We start from the raw sequence: 18,714 nt of genomic DNA on the forward strand, positions 1-18,714 counted from the left end.
TCCCTGATAGGGATTTAGGTTGATTGCAACAGTTGGTTTCTGACACTCTTACTGTATTTAGTTTTCAAGGTTCGTTTGCGTCTGTACTAAAAGTACCTTTTCAATACCGACCTGTCAAGAGGCAAAATTTTAAACAAACCTCAAAACCTTTGACAGCAAGCAATACAGCATTTGCGTCGGATTTTTCATAAAGTGCCTTAAACCCATACTACGCAACTGATACAGCCGAAAAAAATTACCCCCTCAAAAAAACACCTACCCCTAGGCGCAAATTTTATCCATCAACCCGATTCAAATTCCAGTCGTAAGGCAAAAAAACGATCGCCCATCCATCACCCACAGCCGCCTCCGGCCCTAAATAACCGCCCACATACTCAGCCACCGAACCCGCCGCCTTTACAAAATCCTCGCCGTACCACTTAAAAATCTTGCTCAAATAAAGCGTCTTTTTCTGGGCATCATATCGCACCTTATCAGGATTGTGAATAAAACGGCTGGCATCCGCTTCTAGTTGAGTCCGTACCGACTCCGGGAAATAAGCCCCCCGGCGCAGCAGCGGGCACCCGACAGAAGCGCAAACTAATGCAAAATGGATGCGGGGTTCGGCAAATTCCGGCCGCAAAATTGCGTGTTCGATTTGATTGAGACTGTACTTTTTGCAGCCAATAATCACATTTGAACGAGTGAAAAAATCCAAAAAACTCAGCCAGTTGGGAATTCCCAAAACTTTGGGACGGATCGACGCGATCGGATATACTTCCAGAACTTGAGAAATTGCGATCGCATTGTACGCATTCAGCCACAACGCCAGCCGCGCATCCGCATCAGTAAAATCCGCCAAATCCAAATCCGCCAAACTTTCCAGCCACGCCCTCAAAACATCCGCCCCCTCAGCTTTCCAGCCCCGATAATTGACGCGGCCGAAATCGTCAACGTAGCGTTGCAGCAACTCGTCCCAAATCCTAAAGTCGATCGTAGCGATCATTTATTACTATCCCTATGATAAGGCGGGCATTGCTTTAACTTCTGCTTCTATTTAATACTACTGTCAACCGAAATAACACCTGCAACGGTAGTATTTTTTAGATTAGCCCCGTTAAACGAACTCTGGTTAAATTAACTTGAGTCAAATTAGCGCCTTGTAAATTAGCTTGCCACAAACAAGCCCCGCTCAAATTTGCCCCCGATAAATTAGCTTCCCTAAAATTTGCTTCTCTCAAATCTGCCGCTTGCAAATGGGCATTTGCTAAACTCGCGTGCGGCAGGGAATGCCGATAAAATCGCCGCCCGGACACTGGTTAGTTTACCGCAACTAATTGACGTGCTGGGGGTTAGGTGCAATCACCGGTGTAGCCAAGCCGAAAATCATTCCCCATGAAACTGCTCGCAAAGTTACAGATTTCCTGCTCTTTACATTCTACAATCTTAAAAGATTCTTAATTTCAATTTCAACGGGGATCGGTTTCTTCCGGCACAACACCCCTTTCACTTTGATCTGCAATTTTTTAATTCCCCCTTACCTTCCTAACAAATTATGACGGAACGAACCGACTTTTTCGATAAACTGTTAGCGGCTGTTGAAAAAAATCAAAGTTTGCTGTATTTAGCCCTCGATCCAGACCCGGAAACCTTGGCCCCGCTGGTTTCTATGACTGGGGAGGAAACTCAAAGTTTTGTAACTGATTTGTTGGCAAAGCTAAAAAGTGCGATCGACCAAACAGCCGATTTAATTTGTGCTTGCAAAATCACCCTCGGTTTTTACCAATCTCTCGGTATTCCCGGTTGGGCATTGCTGCAAGAAATTTTAACAATTATTCCCCCTCACCTGCCAGTAATTTTAGATGCCAAACACTGCGATTTAAATACCAGCACAGTCTTTGCCAAAATTGTATTTCAAGACTGGCGAGTTGACGCTATTACCTTAAGTCCCTATGCCGGATTCGACCAAGTAGCGCCTTTTTTGTTATACGCCGGAAAAACTGTTTTTGTACTCTGTGCCACCGCCAACCCCTCAGCCGAGGCTGTGCAAGAATACCCGACGCCAGAAAATCCTTTGTACTTGCAATTAGTCCGACTCTCTCAAACTTGGGGAACTCCCGAAAAAGTCGGTTTAGAAGTAGGAGTAATGCCGGATATGTTGGCGCGCATCCGCCAAGCTGCTCCTGAACGCCTAATTTTAGTCGAAGGAGACATCGCCGAAGAAAATGGCATTGCAGAAGGAAACGACCTCGCACAACTGCTGGCGGCCGGTTTAAGCAAGAATGGTGAAGGTTTATTGCTGCCAGTCCCCCCGAGTTTATTAGCGGAGAAAGAGCCGCGCCGAGAAATTGAGAAATTGCGGGATAATATTAATCAACAGAGGCTGCGGGCGATCGAAGGTAGTCCCACCTGCGAATTGTGGCTGCCCGATGTTTGCTTTTTGCAACCCGAACCTCACCGCGATTTAATCTTGCAACTTTATGACATCGGCTGCGTAGTTTTTGGCGACCACGTACAAGCATCGGGCGCCGTATTTCCATATTACATCGACTTGCGGAAAATTATCTCTATTCCGCAGATTTTCCACCAAATTGTCAGCGCTTATGCAGACATTCTCAAGGATTTAAAATTCGATCGCATTGCGGGAATTCCCTACGGTTCTTTACCCACAGCAACCGGTTTAGCATTGCGGATGGAACGCCCGATGATTTTCCCGCGCAAGGAGGTGAAAACTTACGGTGCGGGCAAATTAATTGAGGGGCATTTTCAGGCAGGAGAAACGATTGTCGTAGTGGATGATATTTTGATTAGTGGCAAAAGCGTGATGGAAGGCGCGGCTAAGTTAAAATCGGCTGGCTTGAATGTGGAAGATATCGTGGTATTAATCGACCACGAACAGGGAGTTAAAGATAAGATGCAGGCCAACGGTTATCGCGCCCATTCAGTGTTAGCGCTTTCGGAAATTGCTCAAACTTTGTATCAAGCAAATCGCATCGATACCGAGCAATTCAATCTTTTGACAGCGGAACATTAAACCCCAATTCCTGTAGGGGCGGGTTTTACCAACCATCTGGGCTAAAAATTAATAATTTTGTAAACCCGCCCCCACTCAATGTACATTTTTTCCCTTCGTTCAAAGTCAAGGTTGATATAGGTTATTAGTTGTGTGGGGGCGGGTTTATGAGATTGTGCGTGTGCGTCGAATATTATTGGTAAAACCCGCCCCTACCCGGTAAATATATCAACCTTGCAAAACTTCCATTAAAGCATCGCCCATTGCCCGACAGCCGACGAGTTTCATGCCTTCCGACATGATATCACCAGTGCGATAACCTCGATCCAAAACTTCGACAACTGCTTGCTCAATTTTATTAGCAGCTTCCGGCTGATTTAATGCGTAGCGCAGCATCATTGCCGCACTTAAAACTTGGGCGATGGGATTTGCTTTATCTTGTCCAGCGATGTCTGGTGCGGAACCGTGCACGGGTTCAAAAACTCCCGGCCCGGTTGCTCCCAAACTAGCAGAAGGCAGCATCCCAATACTACCAGTTAGCATCGCCGCCGCATCGGAAAGAATGTCGCCGAATAAATTGCCGGTGACAATTGTATCGAACTGTTTCGGCCAGCGAATTAACTGCATGGCTGCGTTGTCAACGTAGAGGTGAGAAAGTTCGACATCCGGGTATTCTGAAGAAAGGGCAATAATACGATCGCGCCAGAGTTGGGAAACGTCCAAAACATTCGCTTTATCAACGGAACACAGCCTTTTCCCGCGCTTCCTGGCAGTCTCAAAAGCGACTCGCCCGATTCTGTCAATTTCCGACTCGGTATAAGCCATCGTATTGACACCGCGTTTTTCGCCTGTTTCCGTCTCAAAAATACCTTTCGGTTTGCCAAAATAAATGCCGCCTGTGAGTTCGCGGATGACCATAATATCCACGCCTTCGACAACTTCCCGTTTCAAACTAGAAGCATCAACCAATTGCGGTAAAATAGTCGCCGGACGCAAATTTGCAAACAATCCTAATCCGGCGCGCAGTCCTAATAATCCCGTTTCCGGGCGCTGTTCGCGGGGCAAATTATCCCACTTGTAACCGCCAATTGCTGCTAACAATACTGCATCGCCGTTGCGGCATTTTAAGAGTGTTTCTTCGGGTAGCGGATTGCCTGTTGCGTCAATAGCAGCGCCGCCCATTAAAGCTTCTTGAAATTCAAAGCCGATGTCCAATTGTTGACCGACAAGTTTCAGGACATCTACCGCCACAGCGATAATTTCAGGGCCGATGCCGTCTCCTGGTAAAAGAGTGATGCGGTAGTTTTGAGTCATATCGATTTAGGAGTTTTGATTTGAGATTTGGGATTGAGAGTTAATGGGAATTCTTTGGAAATGCCAGACATTCTCACAAGGCTATAATCATATCAGGATAAGCAACCTCAGAATTCATTATGACATTCCCGACTTACCCGCCTGCTCAAGCTGAACCGCCTTTAGACCCCCGGCAGAGTTTGCCAACAATGTATGATTTACCTAGCGAAGACCCAAAGGAGCCCGGTTTGCCAGATACATTTCATTTAGATCAGCCGCAACTCTTGGAATTCACGTTTTTGCCGCCGGGATGGGATGCGGAACAAGTCTTTACAGCGAGTGACCTAAATTTGTATTACGATGCAACACAACCGCGCTGGCATAAACGCCCGGATTGGTTTGCTGCGGTGGGTGTGCCAAGGCTTTATCAAGGGCGCGATATGCGTTTGAGTTATGTAGTTTGGCAAGAACGGGTAAATCCGTTTGTGGTGGTGGAATTGCTATCGCCGGGCACTGAAGATGAAGATTTAGGGCGGACTGTTCAGCAAGCTGGGGAACCTCCGACTAAGTGGCAAGTTTATGAACAAATTTTGCGGATTCCTTACTATTTTGTGTTCAGTCGCTACACGGATGAATTGCAAGCTTTTCATCTTGTAGGAGGCCACTATGAACCTGCAGAATTAATTGATGGGCGGTTATTTATTCCTGAGTTGCAGTTGAGTTTAGGTTGGTGGCAAGGCAGTTATAAGAGTATGAATCGGTTGTGGTTGCGGTGGTTTACGGCCCAAGGAGGGTTGATTTTGAGTCCGGGTGAAAGAGCAACGGCGGCGGAACGGCAACTGATAGAAGCTCAACAGCAAGTTCTAGAATCTCAACAGCAACTGACAGAATCTCAACAGCGAGAGGAAAGACTAGCGGCGCGGTTGCGGGAACTAGGCATTGATCCTGAACAGTTGGTTTAATAGTTCTCGCACTCAGGCCTGGTGAAACCCCTTTTCAACTCCTCGAATCGGCGCAACAGGAGTGAAATAAAATAAAAACAGTTCGATCGCACGCACGTACAAAAAAATCGGCAAGGAGTCGCGCAGTGGCAGAGGGCGAAGGCATACCAACATCAGCACAGATTGATTCTCGGGACTATTCTTGGGCCTTTTGGCCAGTTGTCCCCCTCTATCCCTACAGCAAGCGGCGCACCATCCGCAAGGAAATAGTCAAGGACACAATCTGGACTTTCGACCAAGTACAAGGCATTTTCTACGTTGTCGTCCCGATTCGGATGACAGTAATTAAATTAGAACCCGAAGGCCTTCTCGTCTACGCCCCCGTTGCACCGACTCGTGAGTGCATCCGCTTGGTAAAAGAGTTAGTAGCAGAGCACGGCGAGGTTAAGTACATCCTGCTGACAACGGTTTCCGGCATCGAGCACAAAGTTTTTGTCGGCCCCTTTGCGAGGAGTTTTCCCGAAGCGCAGGTGTTTGTCGCCCCGCAGCAGTGGAGTTTCCCCGTGAATTTGCCGCTGAGTTGGCTGGGTTTGCCCGCCAAACGCACCTCTGTACTGCCCCAAGACAGCAGCAACACCCCCTTAGCCGATCAATTTGACTGGGCAATTCTCGGCCCCCTCGACCTCGGTTTGGGCAGATTTGCTGAAGTTGCGTTATTTCACAGGCGATCGCGCACGCTGATGTTAACAGATTCCGTGGTTTCCATTCCCGAAAATCCGCCGGCGATCGTCCAACTCGACTCGTACCCGCTGCTATTTCACGCCAAAGACAGCGCCTCGGACACGGTGGCAGACACCCACGAAAATCGGCGCAAAGGGTGGCAGAGAATCGCCTTATTTGCCATGTATTTTAGCCCCAGCGTGCTGGAAGTGCCGCCGTGGTCGGAGGTATTTGCCAGCGCGCGCCTCGCGCCAGAACGCTCTAGGAAAGCTTATTTCGGGTTGTATCCATTCAAGTGGAAAACAGATTGGGAGCGATCGTTTGAGGCTTTGCGGGGAGGAGGGCGGTTGTTTGTCGCGCCGATTTTGCAGACTTTGATTCTCAACCGCGCGCCGAGGGAAACTCTCGATTGGGTGGATAAAGTGGCGAGTTGGGACTTTGAAAAAATTGTACCTTGTCACTTCGATAGTGCGATCGACTCCCGGCCGCGTGAATTTCGGCAAGCATTCTCGTTTCTGGAAAAACACTCGCCTGTTAATTCCTTACCCGAAGACGATTTTAAATTGCTCAGGCAGATTGATGCGGGTTTGAATAAAACTGGTTTGGTTCCGCCTGCGAAAGAGAAAGTTTAATCTGAAATTTTGCACCATTCTGAATAAGCTGTTTGAGCACAGGCATCTTGCCTGTGCCACAAAAAAATAAAGTATTGTGGAACGGGCAAGATGCCCGTTCCGGCTAGAAGCCTACCAAAAAGATTAAACTCTTGACAATTGGTGTCGGTTTATTCATTTATCTCATTAAATTATCAATCAGCTCATCCACCCTCAAAAGTTCTTGAATAATTTGCTCTACCCTCCGCAGTTCATTTATAGGATTTAGACTTCTAATAGTTTTCGGGGATGTAGCTGAAGTATGTGCCGCAACACCTCTTTCTTCCCCAAACGTATTCATGGTAGCCAGCCAAGCAGGATCTAAATCATCGGTATCTATTCCTATTGGCAAAAGCAACGCCAGAAGATTAGCTTCTTTGATTCCATGATTCGAGTCAATGCTTCGCTTAAAACTCTTAATAGCTAAATCTATTTTTTTGTTGACTTTTATTTTTTCCGGTGGCAAAGCTTTACTTCCCTTAGTTGGACTCAGTGTATCTGGTGGTGCTTCCATCATTTGACCAGAAAAGCCAAGCAAGCAGATTAAAGTACGGCAAGTCTTACCCTGACTATCCCAATTATTTTTAGCATTAAGGGCTACTTCCCAAACTCTGTCCTCAAAATAAGCCTCAATTTCGGCATGAACTAAAACTCTGTAGGCAAGAGTTAAGGCTAGCTGCCGATCGGAATATGAACCTAGAGGATTAATCTTAGGAAAAAATTGTTTTTTTAACCTATTTAACTGCTGGGTTAGAGTACGAAATCTAACTGATTTTGGCATACCTCTCAATAACTTACCTCAAACCGTTAAAGATAATATGGTTATCTACGAGTTCAGGTACATTAAACTCTACATCCAAAACCTTTAACAAAGCTTTGCCCCACAGTGAGAGACGAGTATGAGTTTCGCGAATGCTAGTTGTGCTTTTCTCAACAGCTTCTCTGAATTCGCTATTAGATGATGAACATAACTCTTTAAAAGCTTTTTCCACACCCGCCGGATTCTTCTCAGCAGCTTCACTAATAACTGGATCTGAAAAATAAAAAACCATTACATCTAAAATAGCTCGATTAAACTTGCCTCGGTAAGTATTATAACTACTCAACCACACGCGAAATATATTTTCTTCTCCAAATATTGTAGTGGTTGTTTGCACTGCCTTTTCAAATTGGCTAACTGTATATCTGACCTCAGTTTCTTTCTCTTTCCAATCCTTGTTGAGCTTTTTGCAAGTCATATCTAGGAACACTTTAAGATTACCGCGATAATCGGATAAAAAATGATGGAATCCTACATATCGCAGTAATAATTCGACATCGCGCATCCGAGGATCGGGATTTTGGGATTTAAGTATTTTTCTTAAAGCCTGATTTTTAATTGATTCGTCATCTAAAAAATTGATGAAATCACCTGGATGCAATGCTTGCCTGAGTTCTTGGGGAGATAGCGGAGTATTTTCTACATTCAGACGCAGAAAAATTTTGTATAGTAAACTTTCTGTATGCCAATTCCGAATCAATGTAGTACGAAGAGTTTGATTATCGAGTGCATCAAGTACAGAACTATGGAGAAGATCGTTTTTTAGAGCCTCATGCGTACAACCATTGAGTTCAGGTCTAAATTCTAAGTTTTTCAAAGCAAAACTATCGTTGGGAGTTTCGCTCCTTCCATAAAATTGCAGAATCGTAAGCAAGCGTTGCTTGCCGTCAAGAACTACAAATTTTCCGCGCTTTTTATCTTGAGAAGCCAAAACTATGTCGGGAATGGGAAATCCTAGAAAAATAGATTCAATAAACCTGCTTTTGCGAGTTATATCCCAAGCATCTCGTCTTTGAAATCTTGGATTAAGTTGAATATTGTCACGAACAAGTTGATCGAGTATGGTGGCTGTCGTCCAGTCATTTCCAGCTACAATTATTTCGGAAATTTCGTCTAATACTGATTTGGGATTACCATTAGATTCAAGCTCATAATCTAGAGCTTCATCTTCCTCATCAAAGCTTACTTTTTCTTGTTTTTCTAAGAGGTTTAGTTCAGGCATGACCGCGCTCTACTTGGTAAGTTTAATTTGGATACAGATACCTAAGTATAGCAGAAGTCAGAAGCGTTAAGTTATCATAGCAGTAACTAATTTATCGATTATGAAAACGAGCGCTTTTAATTTTTACTTATTTTTAAGCTAGATGGCGAATTTTTCAACTTAAACTCATCAAACTTCACCACTTCCGATTCCGGTTTCCGCGTATCAAAATAGTAGCTGCTAACCGTACCCTCGCCCGTATCCAAAATAGTAAAAGCCGTAATATCGTTACTCTCAATATACGGCAGCGGCCGCCCGTCTTCTCCCAACAAAGGCGCAACAGTTGGCACCACAGGTTTCAATCCGTTCGGGTCTCCAATAGCGCTGTAATCTTCCCGATATCCCGGCGGCACAAATCGGCGCTTTTCCCCCGCAAAAGCACCGTAACTGTTGCCTACATTAGAAGTCTCCAAAAAGTGCATTCCGCTGGAACTTACAAATCGATTCCACAAGTGCGAATGTGCGTAAAATACCAACTGCACCCCCGCTGTTTCTAGCAGCGGCACTACATCCCGAATCAGATAATCTTGCTGTTTCGGATACTCGTAACGCACCATTTTAATCTCGCCATCGAGAGCGCGATCGACTATTTGCACTGGATCGGTATAAGCAGGTACAATATTGTCACCCAGAGAATGCGGCGGGTGGTGAAACATCACAATTTTATATTTTGCCTGCTGGAACTGGGAACTCTTTAACTCTTGTTGCAGCCAAGTATATTGAGCGCTGCCTTTGACAATCGGCTCAAAAATATGCTGTCCGTATCCCCATTTTTCGGGATTATTAAAATCTTCGTCCCGTTCGCGATACCTGCCTCTGGCACCCGGATCTAAATTCGGAGTCCGCCAGATATTCGTAACATACAAAGTTACTAACCGCACGTCCCCAAAAGTCACAGCATAGTAATTTTTTACTCCCGGCAAATTGAAAATTTCGTCATAGGTATCGCTATTAAAAGTATGGTTTTTCAGCCAGATTTCGCGCACTGAAGGGTCATTATTGGGATTCAAAGATGCAGCACGTTGAGCGTAGATTTTCTCGGCAGCGGCACGGGGAAAAGGATCGTGAAACTGCTCGTAGAGTGTGCTGCAATTTGAATACCTACCCATAATTTCGTGATTGCCAATGGCGGGAAATAAAGGCGCGTGTTGGATCAGTTCGCCGCCGCTGTAAACGGTTTTGATGCCGTTTTTGTCCAGTTCGGAAAATGCGCGACCTTGCATAGCGGGAAAGAAGGCGCGGCCTTGGTAGTCGTCAAACCACTCAGAAGCGCGATCGGGTATATTAATTAAATCCCCTGCCATAAAAACCGCGTCAACTCTCCCAATTGTTTCGGCTACTTTCTGGAGATTTGCTGCTGTCATAGGCATCAATTGATGGTCGGAAGTGAGGAGTATTTTGAGCGCAATTCCTGCTGCTGGTGTCGGAGAAAGAGTGAATATTTTGCTGCTGACAGATGCGCCGTCTTTCCTTTCGCTGGTGACTCGATAAGGAATGCGAACACCGGGCATTAAATTGGGGACTTCTGCTTCGTGGCGCCAGATGTCGCGGACAATTGAATTGCTGTCAATTATGCTTTGTTTGATTTCATCGGAAATGCGCGAGTCTTTGTCTTCGCGAGTGCGGCTTAGCTTCGTAGTATTTGCAGTCGCAATTTCATTCAGATTTTCGCCGTAAGCAACCGTGTGGCGAGTACCGGCAAACTCGGTAAACCAGACAACTCGCACCGAGTTTGCTGTTGGAAGTTGCAAAAACGGATCGGTTAAAAGTTGAGGTTCGTTGAGGTAAGATGGCATAATGAAACCTAGCAATAGGACAATCAAAATCAAAACAGCAAAAAACCAGGGATTGCGAGAATAACCTTGAGAAATTTCTACTTTATTGGGCAAAGGCGTTAACATAAGTCATTAGTCATTAGTTGTAGGGGGGGTTTCACCAGCCAAACAGAACTCCCCCCCAAATACATATAAACCCGCCCACTTTAAAGTTTAAACTACCAACGTTATCAAAAAGTTAAGAAATTAGTAAAATATCTCCTATCTAACAAACTTCAACCATTTTTTCACATCTTCCGATCTCTCAATTCTATTTCTCTGCGCCCTCTGCGCCCTCTGCGGTTCATAAAAAAAAATCTTTCTCAAAAATAATTGAGACTTGCGATATAACATTCTTAACACCCTTCCTTCAATCTAAAATCTAAAATCTAAAATCTAAAATCCCATGACCCGCCACCTTCTCAAGGCTAACTGCAACACCGTACACTTGGGCGGTTTTTCTCCGAATATTGAACCGGCTTTAAGGGTGGATTCGGGCGATCGCATCGATATCGAAACCTATTCAGGATATTATGTTGCTGACAAGGCCCCGCCCGAATTTCTGACGCCGGAATTTTTAGATATTTGTCAGAATTTGCCTTCCAACCGCAAAGTAGGCCCCGGACCCCACTTGCTAACAGGGCCAATTTATGTTAACAATGCCGAACCTGGAGACGTTTTAGAAATTCACATTGAGGATGTTTACCCGAGTTTACCAGTAGGATTTAATGCAATTCGCGCCGGATCTGGAGCTTTGCCTGAGTATTTTCGCGAACCTAAATTGCGGTTTATTCCGCTAGATTTAGAGCAAAAAATTGCGGAATTTCCCCCAGGTAGCGGCATTCGGATTCCCCTGCATCCTTTTTTTGGAATTATCGGCGTTGCCAATTCAGAAATCAACCGTTCTTCTATTCCTCCACAGCGCTACGGCGGCAATATGGACAATCAGGAGCTCCAACCAGGAACGCGGTTATTTTTACCTGTTTTTCTGCGCGGCGGTTTACTGTCTGTCGGCGACGGACATTCGGCACAAGGAGACGGTGAAGTTGACGGTACTGCCATTGAAACTTCGATGAACGGCAGTATTAAAATTATTCTACGCAAGGATTTATTTCTGGATTTTCCTTTTGCGGAAACGCTTGCTGATATTGTGATTATGGGGTTCGGGCGGACGTTAGATGAGGCTTTTGAGTTGGCACTAAAACAGATGATTTATTGGCTGCAAACTTTTGGGGGTTTGAAAGAGGAAGATGCTTATGTTTTGTGTTCAATAGCTGCCAATTTTCGGATTACGCAGGTGGTCAACAAGCCTCAGAAAGGAGTTCACGGGATGCTGCCCAAGTGTATTTTGCCGGAGGTGAAAATAATTGGTAATCGAGTTTGATGTGGTATAATAACACGGAAGTGATAAAAAAATCACGATCGCGATCGCACAAACTACACGAATTTGTCACAGCAGTGGTCGATCCAGATCGCGATCCGGTTGAAAATTAAGCTTAAGATTAGATCGGTTACACATTTTATCTAAATCGAACTCAACATGAAAAACCAGACTGACGATGTTGCCAAAAAAGATTTAGTCGATCGAGCTTTTGCGAGTGCAGCAATACCAGATCCGACAGCGTGGGTGCAGGAACATTATTTTCTGGCAAATTTCGCCGATACTCTCGCCCACCTCCAAGAACATTTGTCTGATGAAAGTGGCGAAATCAACGAGAATGGCGACTCTGGGGAGGGGATATTATCGATCGACGCTAAAATTAGAGATATGTTGAGAGCTACTTTTAGCGACGACTGCTGGCAGTATGTCGAAAGTTTATTGTGAGTTGGGTAAAATTCATAAGTCTTTAGTCTTTGTAGGTTCATAGCTTGATCTCGTAAATGATGCCAGTTTCAAAAAAGAATGTAACTGTAAGCTGCGATCTAAACTCTTAGATCATGCCTCCTTCCCAATTTTCTAATCTCAAATATCAAATTTAAAATAATATCAGTTTCCTTCCCCAACACAGACTCGCAACTCAAAATGCCTGCGTGCATTTCCACTACAATTTGAGGTATTGTGATGCAGGATACTTTATATCGGCGGGAAATGACTTTCGCTAGGAACTTCGATAGATCGCAAAAATTCCGCACTTTCTTCGGGCAAAGCAGTATTGATAAACATCCCGCTGCCCAACTCAAACCCAGCTTGCTTGGTGACTCTGGGAATAATTGCAATATACCAGTGAAAGTATTTTGTGGACCGTTGGGCGATCGGCACCGATCGAATATTATAGTTGTAATCTGGATTGTTCAATCCGTAATAAAACTTAGCCAGTACAGTTTTCAAAGTATCAGCAAGATCCGTAATTTCCGCATCAGTAATTTCATCAAACGAAGATGAATGGCGGCGCGGAAAAATCCAAGTGTGAAACGGTGAAAGTGCAGCGTAAGGGATAAAAGCCACAAAATGTTCACTCTCACAAATCACTCTTTCCTTCGCCGCTAATTCGTCTTCCAAAGTGCGGCAAAACAGACATTCCCCCGTGTCATCAAAATATCTAATAGCTTCGTCGATGCGACTGCGAAATTGGCTGGGTACAACCGGCGTCGCTGCTATCTGCGAGTGGGGGTGTTCGAGAGAAGTTCCGGCAGTTTCCCCGTGATTTTTGAAGATAATAATTGTTTCAATGTAGGGATTTTTTCTAATTTCTACATAGCGCTGGCGGTATACTAAAAGTATGTTTTCAACTTCTTCAACGCTCAACAAAGCTGTCGTCAAATCGTGTCGCGGGTGTTCGACAATTACCTCGTGAATGCCGATTCCCGCCATCGTGCGGTGAATTCCCGATGATATCCTCATCCATTCTGCTGTCGGGGAGAGGGCGGGATATTTGTTGTGAATTGCCCGGACTTTCCAGCCAGCGCGATCGCCCAAACGGCAAGTTTCTAAGGTTCCGTCTTCCTCATTTCCCACACAAAACGGGCAATCGGCACGGTGCGATGGCACTAATATTTCGCACTTTTTTTTGTTAGCGAATTGATCTGGTCTTGTCGCCCGTTCGGTGGCGATGATTACCCAATCTCTGGTAATTAAATTTTGTCTAAGTTCAGACACTTTTTTACCTTCACTTGTAGGGCTTAACCGTTTATTATTGTATAGAAAAGTTTGTATTTTGTCATTCCCTATTGCAATTTTTTAACAAATCTTGATTTCTAATTTTCCCAGCCGTTTCCCAACAAAAGTTAACAACAGTTGGCATCGAGGAAAGAGGGCGATTAGGGACTACAGTGGTTGCTCGCGATCTTACAGAATATCTGTCTAGGCAGTACAGGCAAGCACAGATTTTAATTGCAGAGATTAAGCCAACTGCAACTGCACATTCTGCAACTTGCAAATAGCTTTCAACACTTGCGCCAACAAGAGCGATCGCTCTCTGTCAGTCAAACTCAATTCCGGTAAAATCTGATAAGTGCAAGGATTGCCCCGCGTCAGATACACAAACTGATAGTTACGTCAATTCGTCGTCAATCCCCAAACAGACGATTGCTGCTGCAAACTTTTATAAGTATAAGTCAGCAATTGCGGCAAACCGGCCCAAGGATCGATCGCACTATTTTGCGCCTCGACTACCAAAATCCAAAACTGTGCCGCCGCGAGCTCTGCATCCGGCTGATTTACCGCTAAAATATCCAAGCGCCCTTTAATTAAAGTATCCCCATCCTCAACCTGGATCGGGATGCTATCTTCCATTGTCAGCACGATCGGAATATCAAAAAATCCTGCTAATCTCATTAAGGGTGAAAGCACTAAAAATTTAACCAGTTCTTCTGAAACTTTTCCGGCGGATAAGTAGCGTCAAAAGTCAGTTCTAATTTTTAATATTTCCTGCTTTTCTAATTCTGACAGCGGTTCCAGAGAGAAAAAATCTGTGAAGGCATCTCCTTCTCGCTCTTCCAGTTTGAGAAGGCGGCGAACGTCATTTAGCGAAACTTGGCTTGCTTCTAAATTTTGGGTCATGCTTTCCCCTATCATTCAGGTTGAATAATTCTTTTCAAGCAGCTTCACATCCTTATATTTTTAAACTAAAAATTCTACAATATTTTATATAAAAAATTTGCCCAAAACCAAGCTCGATCGAACTTTATTTAGCCTCCAAATTCGAGGCATTTATAATTTTTAAATAAACAGCCCCAGCCCCAAAATTTACACAATAACCAAAATTCTTAACGAAACTAAAGATATTTTTGCGGTCAATTGCGTACAAAATAGTTTAAAGAAGTAGATGCAGTTACAGAAAAAGCAATGTCACAAGATACCATCGAATCAATTCTTCATGAAAAACGCCTATTTCACCCGCCCGCTGAATTCTCCGAAAAAGCTCACATCAAAAGCTTAGAAGAGTACCAAGCCCTCTACGACAAAGCCAAAGCTGACCCCCAAGCATTCTGGGCAGAACTTGCCGCCCAAGAATTGCACTGGTTCCAAAACTGGGATACCGTACTCGACTGGCAGCCGCCTTTTGCTAAATGGTTTGTCAACGGTAAAATTAATATTTCTTACAATTGTCTCGATCGCCACTTAACCACTTGGCGCAAAAATAAAGCCGCCCTGATTTGGGAAGGCGAACCCGGAGACTCCCGCACCCTCACCTACGCGCAACTCCACCGCGAAGTCTGCCAAATGGCGAACGTCATCAAAGAATTGGGAGTCCAAAAGGGCGATCGCGTCGGCATTTATATGCCCATGATTCCCGAAGCTGCGATCGCCATGCTAGCCTGCGCCAGAATCGGTGCAGTACACAGCGTTGTTTTTGGCGGTTTTAGTGCAGAAGCTTTGCGCGATCGGCTTAACGACGGCGAAGCAAAACTCGTCATCACCGCTGACGGAGGCTTCCGCAAAGATACAGCAGTTGGCCTCAAAACACAAGTAGACAAAGCACTAGCAAATAATGCCGTACCCAGCGTTACCAACGTTCTGGTAGTTCAGCGCACCAAACAGCAAATTGATATGGAACCAGGGCGCGATCGCTGGTGGCATGAATTGCAAAAAGGTGCATCCGCTGACTGTCCCGCCGAACCGATGGATAGCGAAGATTTGCTGTTCATTCTTTACACTTCTGGAAGTACCGGAAAACCGAAAGGAGTCGTCCATACAACTGGTGGTTATAACCTTTATACCCACATGACAACCAAGTGGATATTCGACCTCCAAGATACCGATGTCTACTGGTGTACCGCTGATGTAGGCTGGATTACCGGACACAGTTACATAGTCTACGGGCCGCTGTCCAACGGTGCGACCACTTTAATGTATGAAGGTGCTCCTCGCCCTTCTAATCCCGGCTGTTTTTGGGATGTAATTGAAAAATACGGCGTCACAGTTTTCTACACTGCACCCACCGCAATTCGCACCTTTATGAAAATGGGTGAACAATTGCCAAATGCCAGAGATTTGTCATCTTTACGATTGTTAGGAACCGTCGGCGAACCGATTAATCCTGAAGCTTGGATGTGGTATCAGCGCGTAATTGGCAACTCGAATTGTCCGATCGTCGATACTTGGTGGCAAACAGAAACCGGGGGAATTATGATTACCGCTTTGCCCGGTGCAATTCCTACAAAACCCGGTTCTGCAACCCTACCGTTCCCCGGAATTGTGGCTGATGTTGTTGACCAAGATGGCGAACCAGTAACTAACGAAAGCGGCGGTTATTTAGTTGTGAAACATCCTTGGCCGGGAATGATGCGGACGCTTTACAACGATCCCGATCGCTTCCGTCGCACTTATTGGGAATATTTGCACCCGAAAGATGGCGAATTCGTGTACTTTGCGGGAGATGGCGCGCACAAGGACAAAGACGGTTATTTCTGGGTAATGGGCCGCGTTGACGATGTAATTAATGTGGCCGGACACCGACTCGGCACGATGGAAGTCGAGTCAGCTTTGGTATCGCATCCAGCGGTGGCGGAAGCTGCGGTTGTTGGTAAACCGGATGAGATTAAAGGTGAGGACATTGTGGCTTTTGTCACGCTGGACAACTCGCAGCAACCTAGCGATGAATTGGCGTCTGAGTTGAAGCAGCACGTTGTTAAGGAAATTGGGGCGATCGCCCGTCCCGGCGAAATTCGATTTACCGATGCTTTGCCGAAGACTCGCAGCGGCAAAATCATGCGCCGATTGCTGCGTTCTTTAGCTGCGGGAGAAGAGGTTTCTGGGGATACTTCGACCTTGGAAGACCGGACGGTTTTGGATAAATTGCGGGGAGGTGCCTAGGGGGATTTTGTAACCGCAGATAAACGCAGATAAACGCGGATAGTAATCTGGTTTATCTGCGGTTTTGTTAAAAGAAGTTATTATACTATTATCAGCTTTCTGCCCAGCGAGCGATACAACTAGAAGACTACTTCAATTTCCTGGCAGCCCACGATCGATCTCCGTCTCAGCGGGAAAACTCTGCCAACTGCAGTCGCAGCGAGATGCAAAGATAAAAATCGAGGGAAATCCAGTATTTATTTGATTAAAATAGGGAGATTGTATGCAATGAATACTCAGCTAGTACCATTTCAACAAAGTGATTTGTGGGGATATCGAGATGAGAAGAATGAAATAGTAATTTCACCTGAATTCAATTATGCTCATGAGTTCTCGGAAAGTCTAGCAGCAGTGAAGATAGTAGAAAACTGGGGTTATATTGACAATCTTGGAAAGATAGTAATACAGCCTAGATATGATAGTGCTGGAAAATTTTTTAGTGGTCTTGCAAGAGTTAAAGTTGGTAATAAGTATGGATATATAAACAATGTATGGCGAATGCTAATTAAACCTCGATTTGATTGGTCGGGAAACTTTTGTGAAGGCTTAATTCCAGTTAAAATAGGGGAAAAAATAGGTTACGTTGATAAGAACGATAACGTAATTATAACCCCTCAATTTGATAAAGCGATTAGTTTTTCGGAGGGTATCGCAGCAGTCAAAATAGATAATAAATGGGGGTATATAGATCAGAGTGGTCGCCTACTAGGTAAGCTGGAATTTGATGAAGCAACTCAACTTTGTGAGGGTTTAGGGCGAGTCAAAGTTGGTAATCAATGGGGGTATGTTAATCAGAAAGCTCAAATAGTAATTCAATGCCAATTTGATGAAATTGCTGACTTTACAGAAGGAATTGCTCAAGTGATGAAGTCCAATGAAATTTATCATATTGACAAAATGGGTGATGTATTATGGTAACTAGCCTGAGTTGGGTATTCAAGAATTATCTAGGTAAAGCTAAGTTATCAGCTAATTCAAGAGTTATCATAGAAATTACCTCAACCTCCCTTGAGACATACCATGCTCCCAGAAACCGTACAGTTGCAAATTCCTTTTCAAGTCCTAGTAGATGCGCTCGCCTCCCTCCCACTCGAAGAAAAACGCCGACTTTGGCAACTATTAAATGAAGAAATTACTCAAGCAGAAACCGACCTGCCCTCTCAAGTTCTGATTCTAAATAACAATGGGTCGGATTACAAACCCACAGGGGAAATCTTGACTGTGGCAGAAATACGCGATCGCTATCCCCGCGAGTGGGTGCTAATTGCTGATACTGAATCAGACGCTTTATGGAATGTGATTCGTGGTGAAGTTTTAGCTCATTCACCGCAGCGAGAAGAAATAGACCAAGCTTTGACAAAATTTCAAGATGTCCGGTCAATTTCTATAGAATACACTGGCCCTGTTCCTGATGAATATTCGGTGCTGTCGTGACTTCACAAAAACTTTATAGGTGCTCGCGTTACGGAAAATTACTCGTCTTAAAAGCTGCTGCCTCCAGCACAAGTAATACTGTCAGACAATTCAGATTATTAGTTGATACAGGCTCAACTTATACCGTCTTGCGGGTAAATATATTAGAAGCTCTTGGTTGCGATATCCAAAATCCTCTACTTAGAATTAGGACATCAGCAGGTGGTGGTATTGTGGAAGCACCAGTAGTAGCTGTGCCTTGGTTTAATTGCTTGGGCGAGCGTTTAGAAAATTTTCCTATAGTTGCCTACACGTTACCTGCGACCACTTTTGTAGACGGTCTGCTAGGGATGGATTTTCTTGCTCCTATGCAAGCTGTTATCTATGCTAAAGAGGGAGAGATTCGCATTCGTTTATGACTTATCTAGAACTTCTATATTTTGATGGCGGAAACTGATGCTGGGGAAGCTATTAGATCGTTCCGTCGAGAGATGTAGCCGATCGCAAGCAATATT

Annotated in this window: 19 protein-coding genes and 1 CRISPR repeat array (1 of these 20 cut by a window edge); of the genes, 9 read left to right on the forward strand and 10 right to left on the reverse strand. The window is 44.7% G+C overall.

Going from position 1 to position 18,714, the window contains the following annotated elements:
- Positions 1 to 30: a CRISPR direct-repeat array (repeat unit 37 nt); it begins 1,449 nt to the left of the window's first position.
- 244 nt (positions 31 to 274) lie between these two features.
- Together QUB30_RS03160 and QUB30_RS03165 are read right to left on the reverse strand one after the other, a co-directional pair.
- Entirely contained in the window at positions 275 to 985 is a 711-nt protein-coding gene (locus QUB30_RS03160) for a DUF547 domain-containing protein (protein ID WP_333328936.1), read from the reverse strand.
- 97 nt (positions 986 to 1,082) lie between these two features.
- The gene (locus QUB30_RS03165; protein WP_333328940.1) at positions 1,083 to 1,295 is read right to left on the reverse strand and encodes a pentapeptide repeat-containing protein; all 213 of its coding nucleotides are present in this window, start codon (positions 1,293 to 1,295) and stop codon (positions 1,083 to 1,085) included.
- A 239-nt stretch (positions 1,296 to 1,534) separates the two neighbouring features.
- Between QUB30_RS03165 and QUB30_RS03170 the strand changes: the two genes are divergently transcribed.
- A complete protein-coding gene (locus QUB30_RS03170; RefSeq protein ID WP_333328943.1) occupies positions 1,535 to 3,013 on the forward strand; it encodes a bifunctional orotidine-5'-phosphate decarboxylase/orotate phosphoribosyltransferase in 1,479 nt (492 codons plus the stop codon).
- Positions 3,014 to 3,220: 207 nt separating this feature from the next.
- Here the strand turns inward: QUB30_RS03170 and leuB are convergent, their stop codons facing one another.
- Entirely contained in the window at positions 3,221 to 4,306 is a 1,086-nt protein-coding gene (gene leuB / locus QUB30_RS03175; RefSeq protein ID WP_333328946.1) for a 3-isopropylmalate dehydrogenase, read from the reverse strand.
- 119 nt (positions 4,307 to 4,425) lie between these two features.
- Here leuB and QUB30_RS03180 point away from each other — a divergent pair, with 119 nt between their 5' ends.
- Complete coding sequence (locus QUB30_RS03180; protein ID WP_333328949.1) at positions 4,426 to 5,247, forward strand: Uma2 family endonuclease; 822 nt, start codon at positions 4,426 to 4,428, stop codon at positions 5,245 to 5,247.
- A gap of 125 nt (positions 5,248 to 5,372) precedes the next feature.
- Positions 5,373 to 6,578 (forward strand): DUF4336 domain-containing protein, encoded by a 1,206-nt coding sequence (locus tag QUB30_RS03185; protein WP_333328952.1) that lies wholly within the window; start codon positions 5,373 to 5,375, stop codon positions 6,576 to 6,578.
- Positions 6,579 to 6,735: 157 nt separating this feature from the next.
- Here QUB30_RS03185 and QUB30_RS03190 read toward each other — a convergent pair whose 3' ends face one another.
- The 3 genes from QUB30_RS03190 to QUB30_RS03200 form a co-directional block, all read right to left on the reverse strand.
- Positions 6,736 to 7,377 (reverse strand): HEPN domain-containing protein, encoded by a 642-nt coding sequence (locus QUB30_RS03190; RefSeq protein ID WP_333328955.1) that lies wholly within the window; start codon positions 7,375 to 7,377, stop codon positions 6,736 to 6,738.
- A 13-nt stretch (positions 7,378 to 7,390) separates the two neighbouring features.
- Positions 7,391 to 8,638: a DUF262 domain-containing protein gene (locus QUB30_RS03195; RefSeq protein WP_333328959.1), complete on the reverse strand. Its 1,248-nt coding sequence runs from the start codon at positions 8,636 to 8,638 to the stop codon at positions 7,391 to 7,393.
- 116 nt (positions 8,639 to 8,754) lie between these two features.
- A complete protein-coding gene (locus QUB30_RS03200; protein WP_333328962.1) occupies positions 8,755 to 10,578 on the reverse strand; it encodes a metallophosphoesterase in 1,824 nt (607 codons plus the stop codon).
- Positions 10,579 to 10,897: 319 nt separating this feature from the next.
- On the opposite strand from QUB30_RS03200, the gene QUB30_RS03205 reads away from it, so the two are divergent.
- Together QUB30_RS03205 and QUB30_RS03210 are read left to right on the forward strand one after the other, a co-directional pair.
- The gene (locus QUB30_RS03205; RefSeq protein WP_333328964.1) at positions 10,898 to 11,875 is read left to right on the forward strand and encodes an acetamidase/formamidase family protein; all 978 of its coding nucleotides are present in this window, start codon (positions 10,898 to 10,900) and stop codon (positions 11,873 to 11,875) included.
- A 156-nt stretch (positions 11,876 to 12,031) separates the two neighbouring features.
- Positions 12,032 to 12,316: a hypothetical protein gene (locus QUB30_RS03210; RefSeq protein ID WP_333328967.1), complete on the forward strand. Its 285-nt coding sequence runs from the start codon at positions 12,032 to 12,034 to the stop codon at positions 12,314 to 12,316.
- Positions 12,317 to 12,565: 249 nt separating this feature from the next.
- Here QUB30_RS03210 and galT read toward each other — a convergent pair whose 3' ends face one another.
- The 4 genes from galT to QUB30_RS03230 form a co-directional block, all read right to left on the reverse strand.
- Entirely contained in the window at positions 12,566 to 13,588 is a 1,023-nt protein-coding gene (galT, locus tag QUB30_RS03215; protein ID WP_333328969.1) for a galactose-1-phosphate uridylyltransferase, read from the reverse strand.
- A 243-nt stretch (positions 13,589 to 13,831) separates the two neighbouring features.
- Positions 13,832 to 13,972: a hypothetical protein gene (locus tag QUB30_RS03220; RefSeq protein WP_333328972.1), complete on the reverse strand. Its 141-nt coding sequence runs from the start codon at positions 13,970 to 13,972 to the stop codon at positions 13,832 to 13,834.
- A gap of 15 nt (positions 13,973 to 13,987) precedes the next feature.
- Positions 13,988 to 14,281, reverse strand: a complete 294-nt coding sequence (locus QUB30_RS03225; protein ID WP_333328975.1) for a hypothetical protein — start codon at positions 14,279 to 14,281, stop codon at positions 13,988 to 13,990.
- A gap of 48 nt (positions 14,282 to 14,329) precedes the next feature.
- Entirely contained in the window at positions 14,330 to 14,491 is a 162-nt protein-coding gene (locus tag QUB30_RS03230) for a hypothetical protein (RefSeq protein WP_333328977.1), read from the reverse strand.
- 285 nt (positions 14,492 to 14,776) lie between these two features.
- Here QUB30_RS03230 and acs point away from each other — a divergent pair, with 285 nt between their 5' ends.
- From acs to QUB30_RS03250, 4 genes are all read left to right on the forward strand, one after another.
- Positions 14,777 to 16,747: an acetate--CoA ligase gene (acs, locus tag QUB30_RS03235; protein WP_333328980.1), complete on the forward strand. Its 1,971-nt coding sequence runs from the start codon at positions 14,777 to 14,779 to the stop codon at positions 16,745 to 16,747.
- A 267-nt stretch (positions 16,748 to 17,014) separates the two neighbouring features.
- Positions 17,015 to 17,704 (forward strand): WG repeat-containing protein, encoded by a 690-nt coding sequence (locus QUB30_RS03240; protein ID WP_333328983.1) that lies wholly within the window; start codon positions 17,015 to 17,017, stop codon positions 17,702 to 17,704.
- Between the two features lie 102 nt (positions 17,705 to 17,806).
- The gene (locus QUB30_RS03245) at positions 17,807 to 18,220 is read left to right on the forward strand and encodes a hypothetical protein (protein WP_333328986.1); all 414 of its coding nucleotides are present in this window, start codon (positions 17,807 to 17,809) and stop codon (positions 18,218 to 18,220) included.
- Positions 18,217 to 18,618 (forward strand): retropepsin-like aspartic protease, encoded by a 402-nt coding sequence (locus QUB30_RS03250; RefSeq protein WP_333328989.1) that lies wholly within the window; start codon positions 18,217 to 18,219, stop codon positions 18,616 to 18,618. Before QUB30_RS03245 ends, QUB30_RS03250 begins: the two co-directional genes overlap by 4 nt.
- The last annotated feature ends 96 nt before the right edge of the window (positions 18,619 to 18,714 follow it).

Source organism: Microcoleus sp. BROC3, from assembly GCF_036702515.1.
In the GTDB taxonomy this organism is placed as follows: domain Bacteria; phylum Cyanobacteriota; class Cyanobacteriia; order Cyanobacteriales; family Microcoleaceae; genus Microcoleus.

Excerpts from the sequence above, each read along its gene's own strand:
- QUB30_RS03160 (WP_333328936.1), bottom strand. The coding sequence starts at position 985 with ATGATCGCTACGATCGACTTTAGGATTTGGGACGAGTTGCTGCAACGC.
- QUB30_RS03170 (WP_333328943.1), top strand. The coding sequence starts at position 1,535 with ATGACGGAACGAACCGACTTTTTCGATAAACTGTTAGCGGCTGTTGAA.
- leuB (WP_333328946.1), bottom strand. The coding sequence starts at position 4,306 with ATGACTCAAAACTACCGCATCACTCTTTTACCAGGAGACGGCATCGGC.
- QUB30_RS03180 (WP_333328949.1), top strand. The coding sequence starts at position 4,426 with ATGACATTCCCGACTTACCCGCCTGCTCAAGCTGAACCGCCTTTAGAC.
- QUB30_RS03190 (WP_333328955.1), bottom strand. The coding sequence starts at position 7,377 with ATGCCAAAATCAGTTAGATTTCGTACTCTAACCCAGCAGTTAAATAGG.
- QUB30_RS03195 (WP_333328959.1), bottom strand. The coding sequence starts at position 8,638 with ATGCCTGAACTAAACCTCTTAGAAAAACAAGAAAAAGTAAGCTTTGAT.
- QUB30_RS03200 (WP_333328962.1), bottom strand. The coding sequence starts at position 10,578 with ATGTTAACGCCTTTGCCCAATAAAGTAGAAATTTCTCAAGGTTATTCT.
- QUB30_RS03205 (WP_333328964.1), top strand. The coding sequence starts at position 10,898 with ATGACCCGCCACCTTCTCAAGGCTAACTGCAACACCGTACACTTGGGC.
- QUB30_RS03210 (WP_333328967.1), top strand. The coding sequence starts at position 12,032 with ATGAAAAACCAGACTGACGATGTTGCCAAAAAAGATTTAGTCGATCGA.
- QUB30_RS03230 (WP_333328977.1), bottom strand. The coding sequence starts at position 14,491 with ATGACCCAAAATTTAGAAGCAAGCCAAGTTTCGCTAAATGACGTTCGC.
- acs (WP_333328980.1), top strand. The coding sequence starts at position 14,777 with ATGTCACAAGATACCATCGAATCAATTCTTCATGAAAAACGCCTATTT.
- QUB30_RS03240 (WP_333328983.1), top strand. The coding sequence starts at position 17,015 with ATGAATACTCAGCTAGTACCATTTCAACAAAGTGATTTGTGGGGATAT.
- QUB30_RS03245 (WP_333328986.1), top strand. The coding sequence starts at position 17,807 with ATGCTCCCAGAAACCGTACAGTTGCAAATTCCTTTTCAAGTCCTAGTA.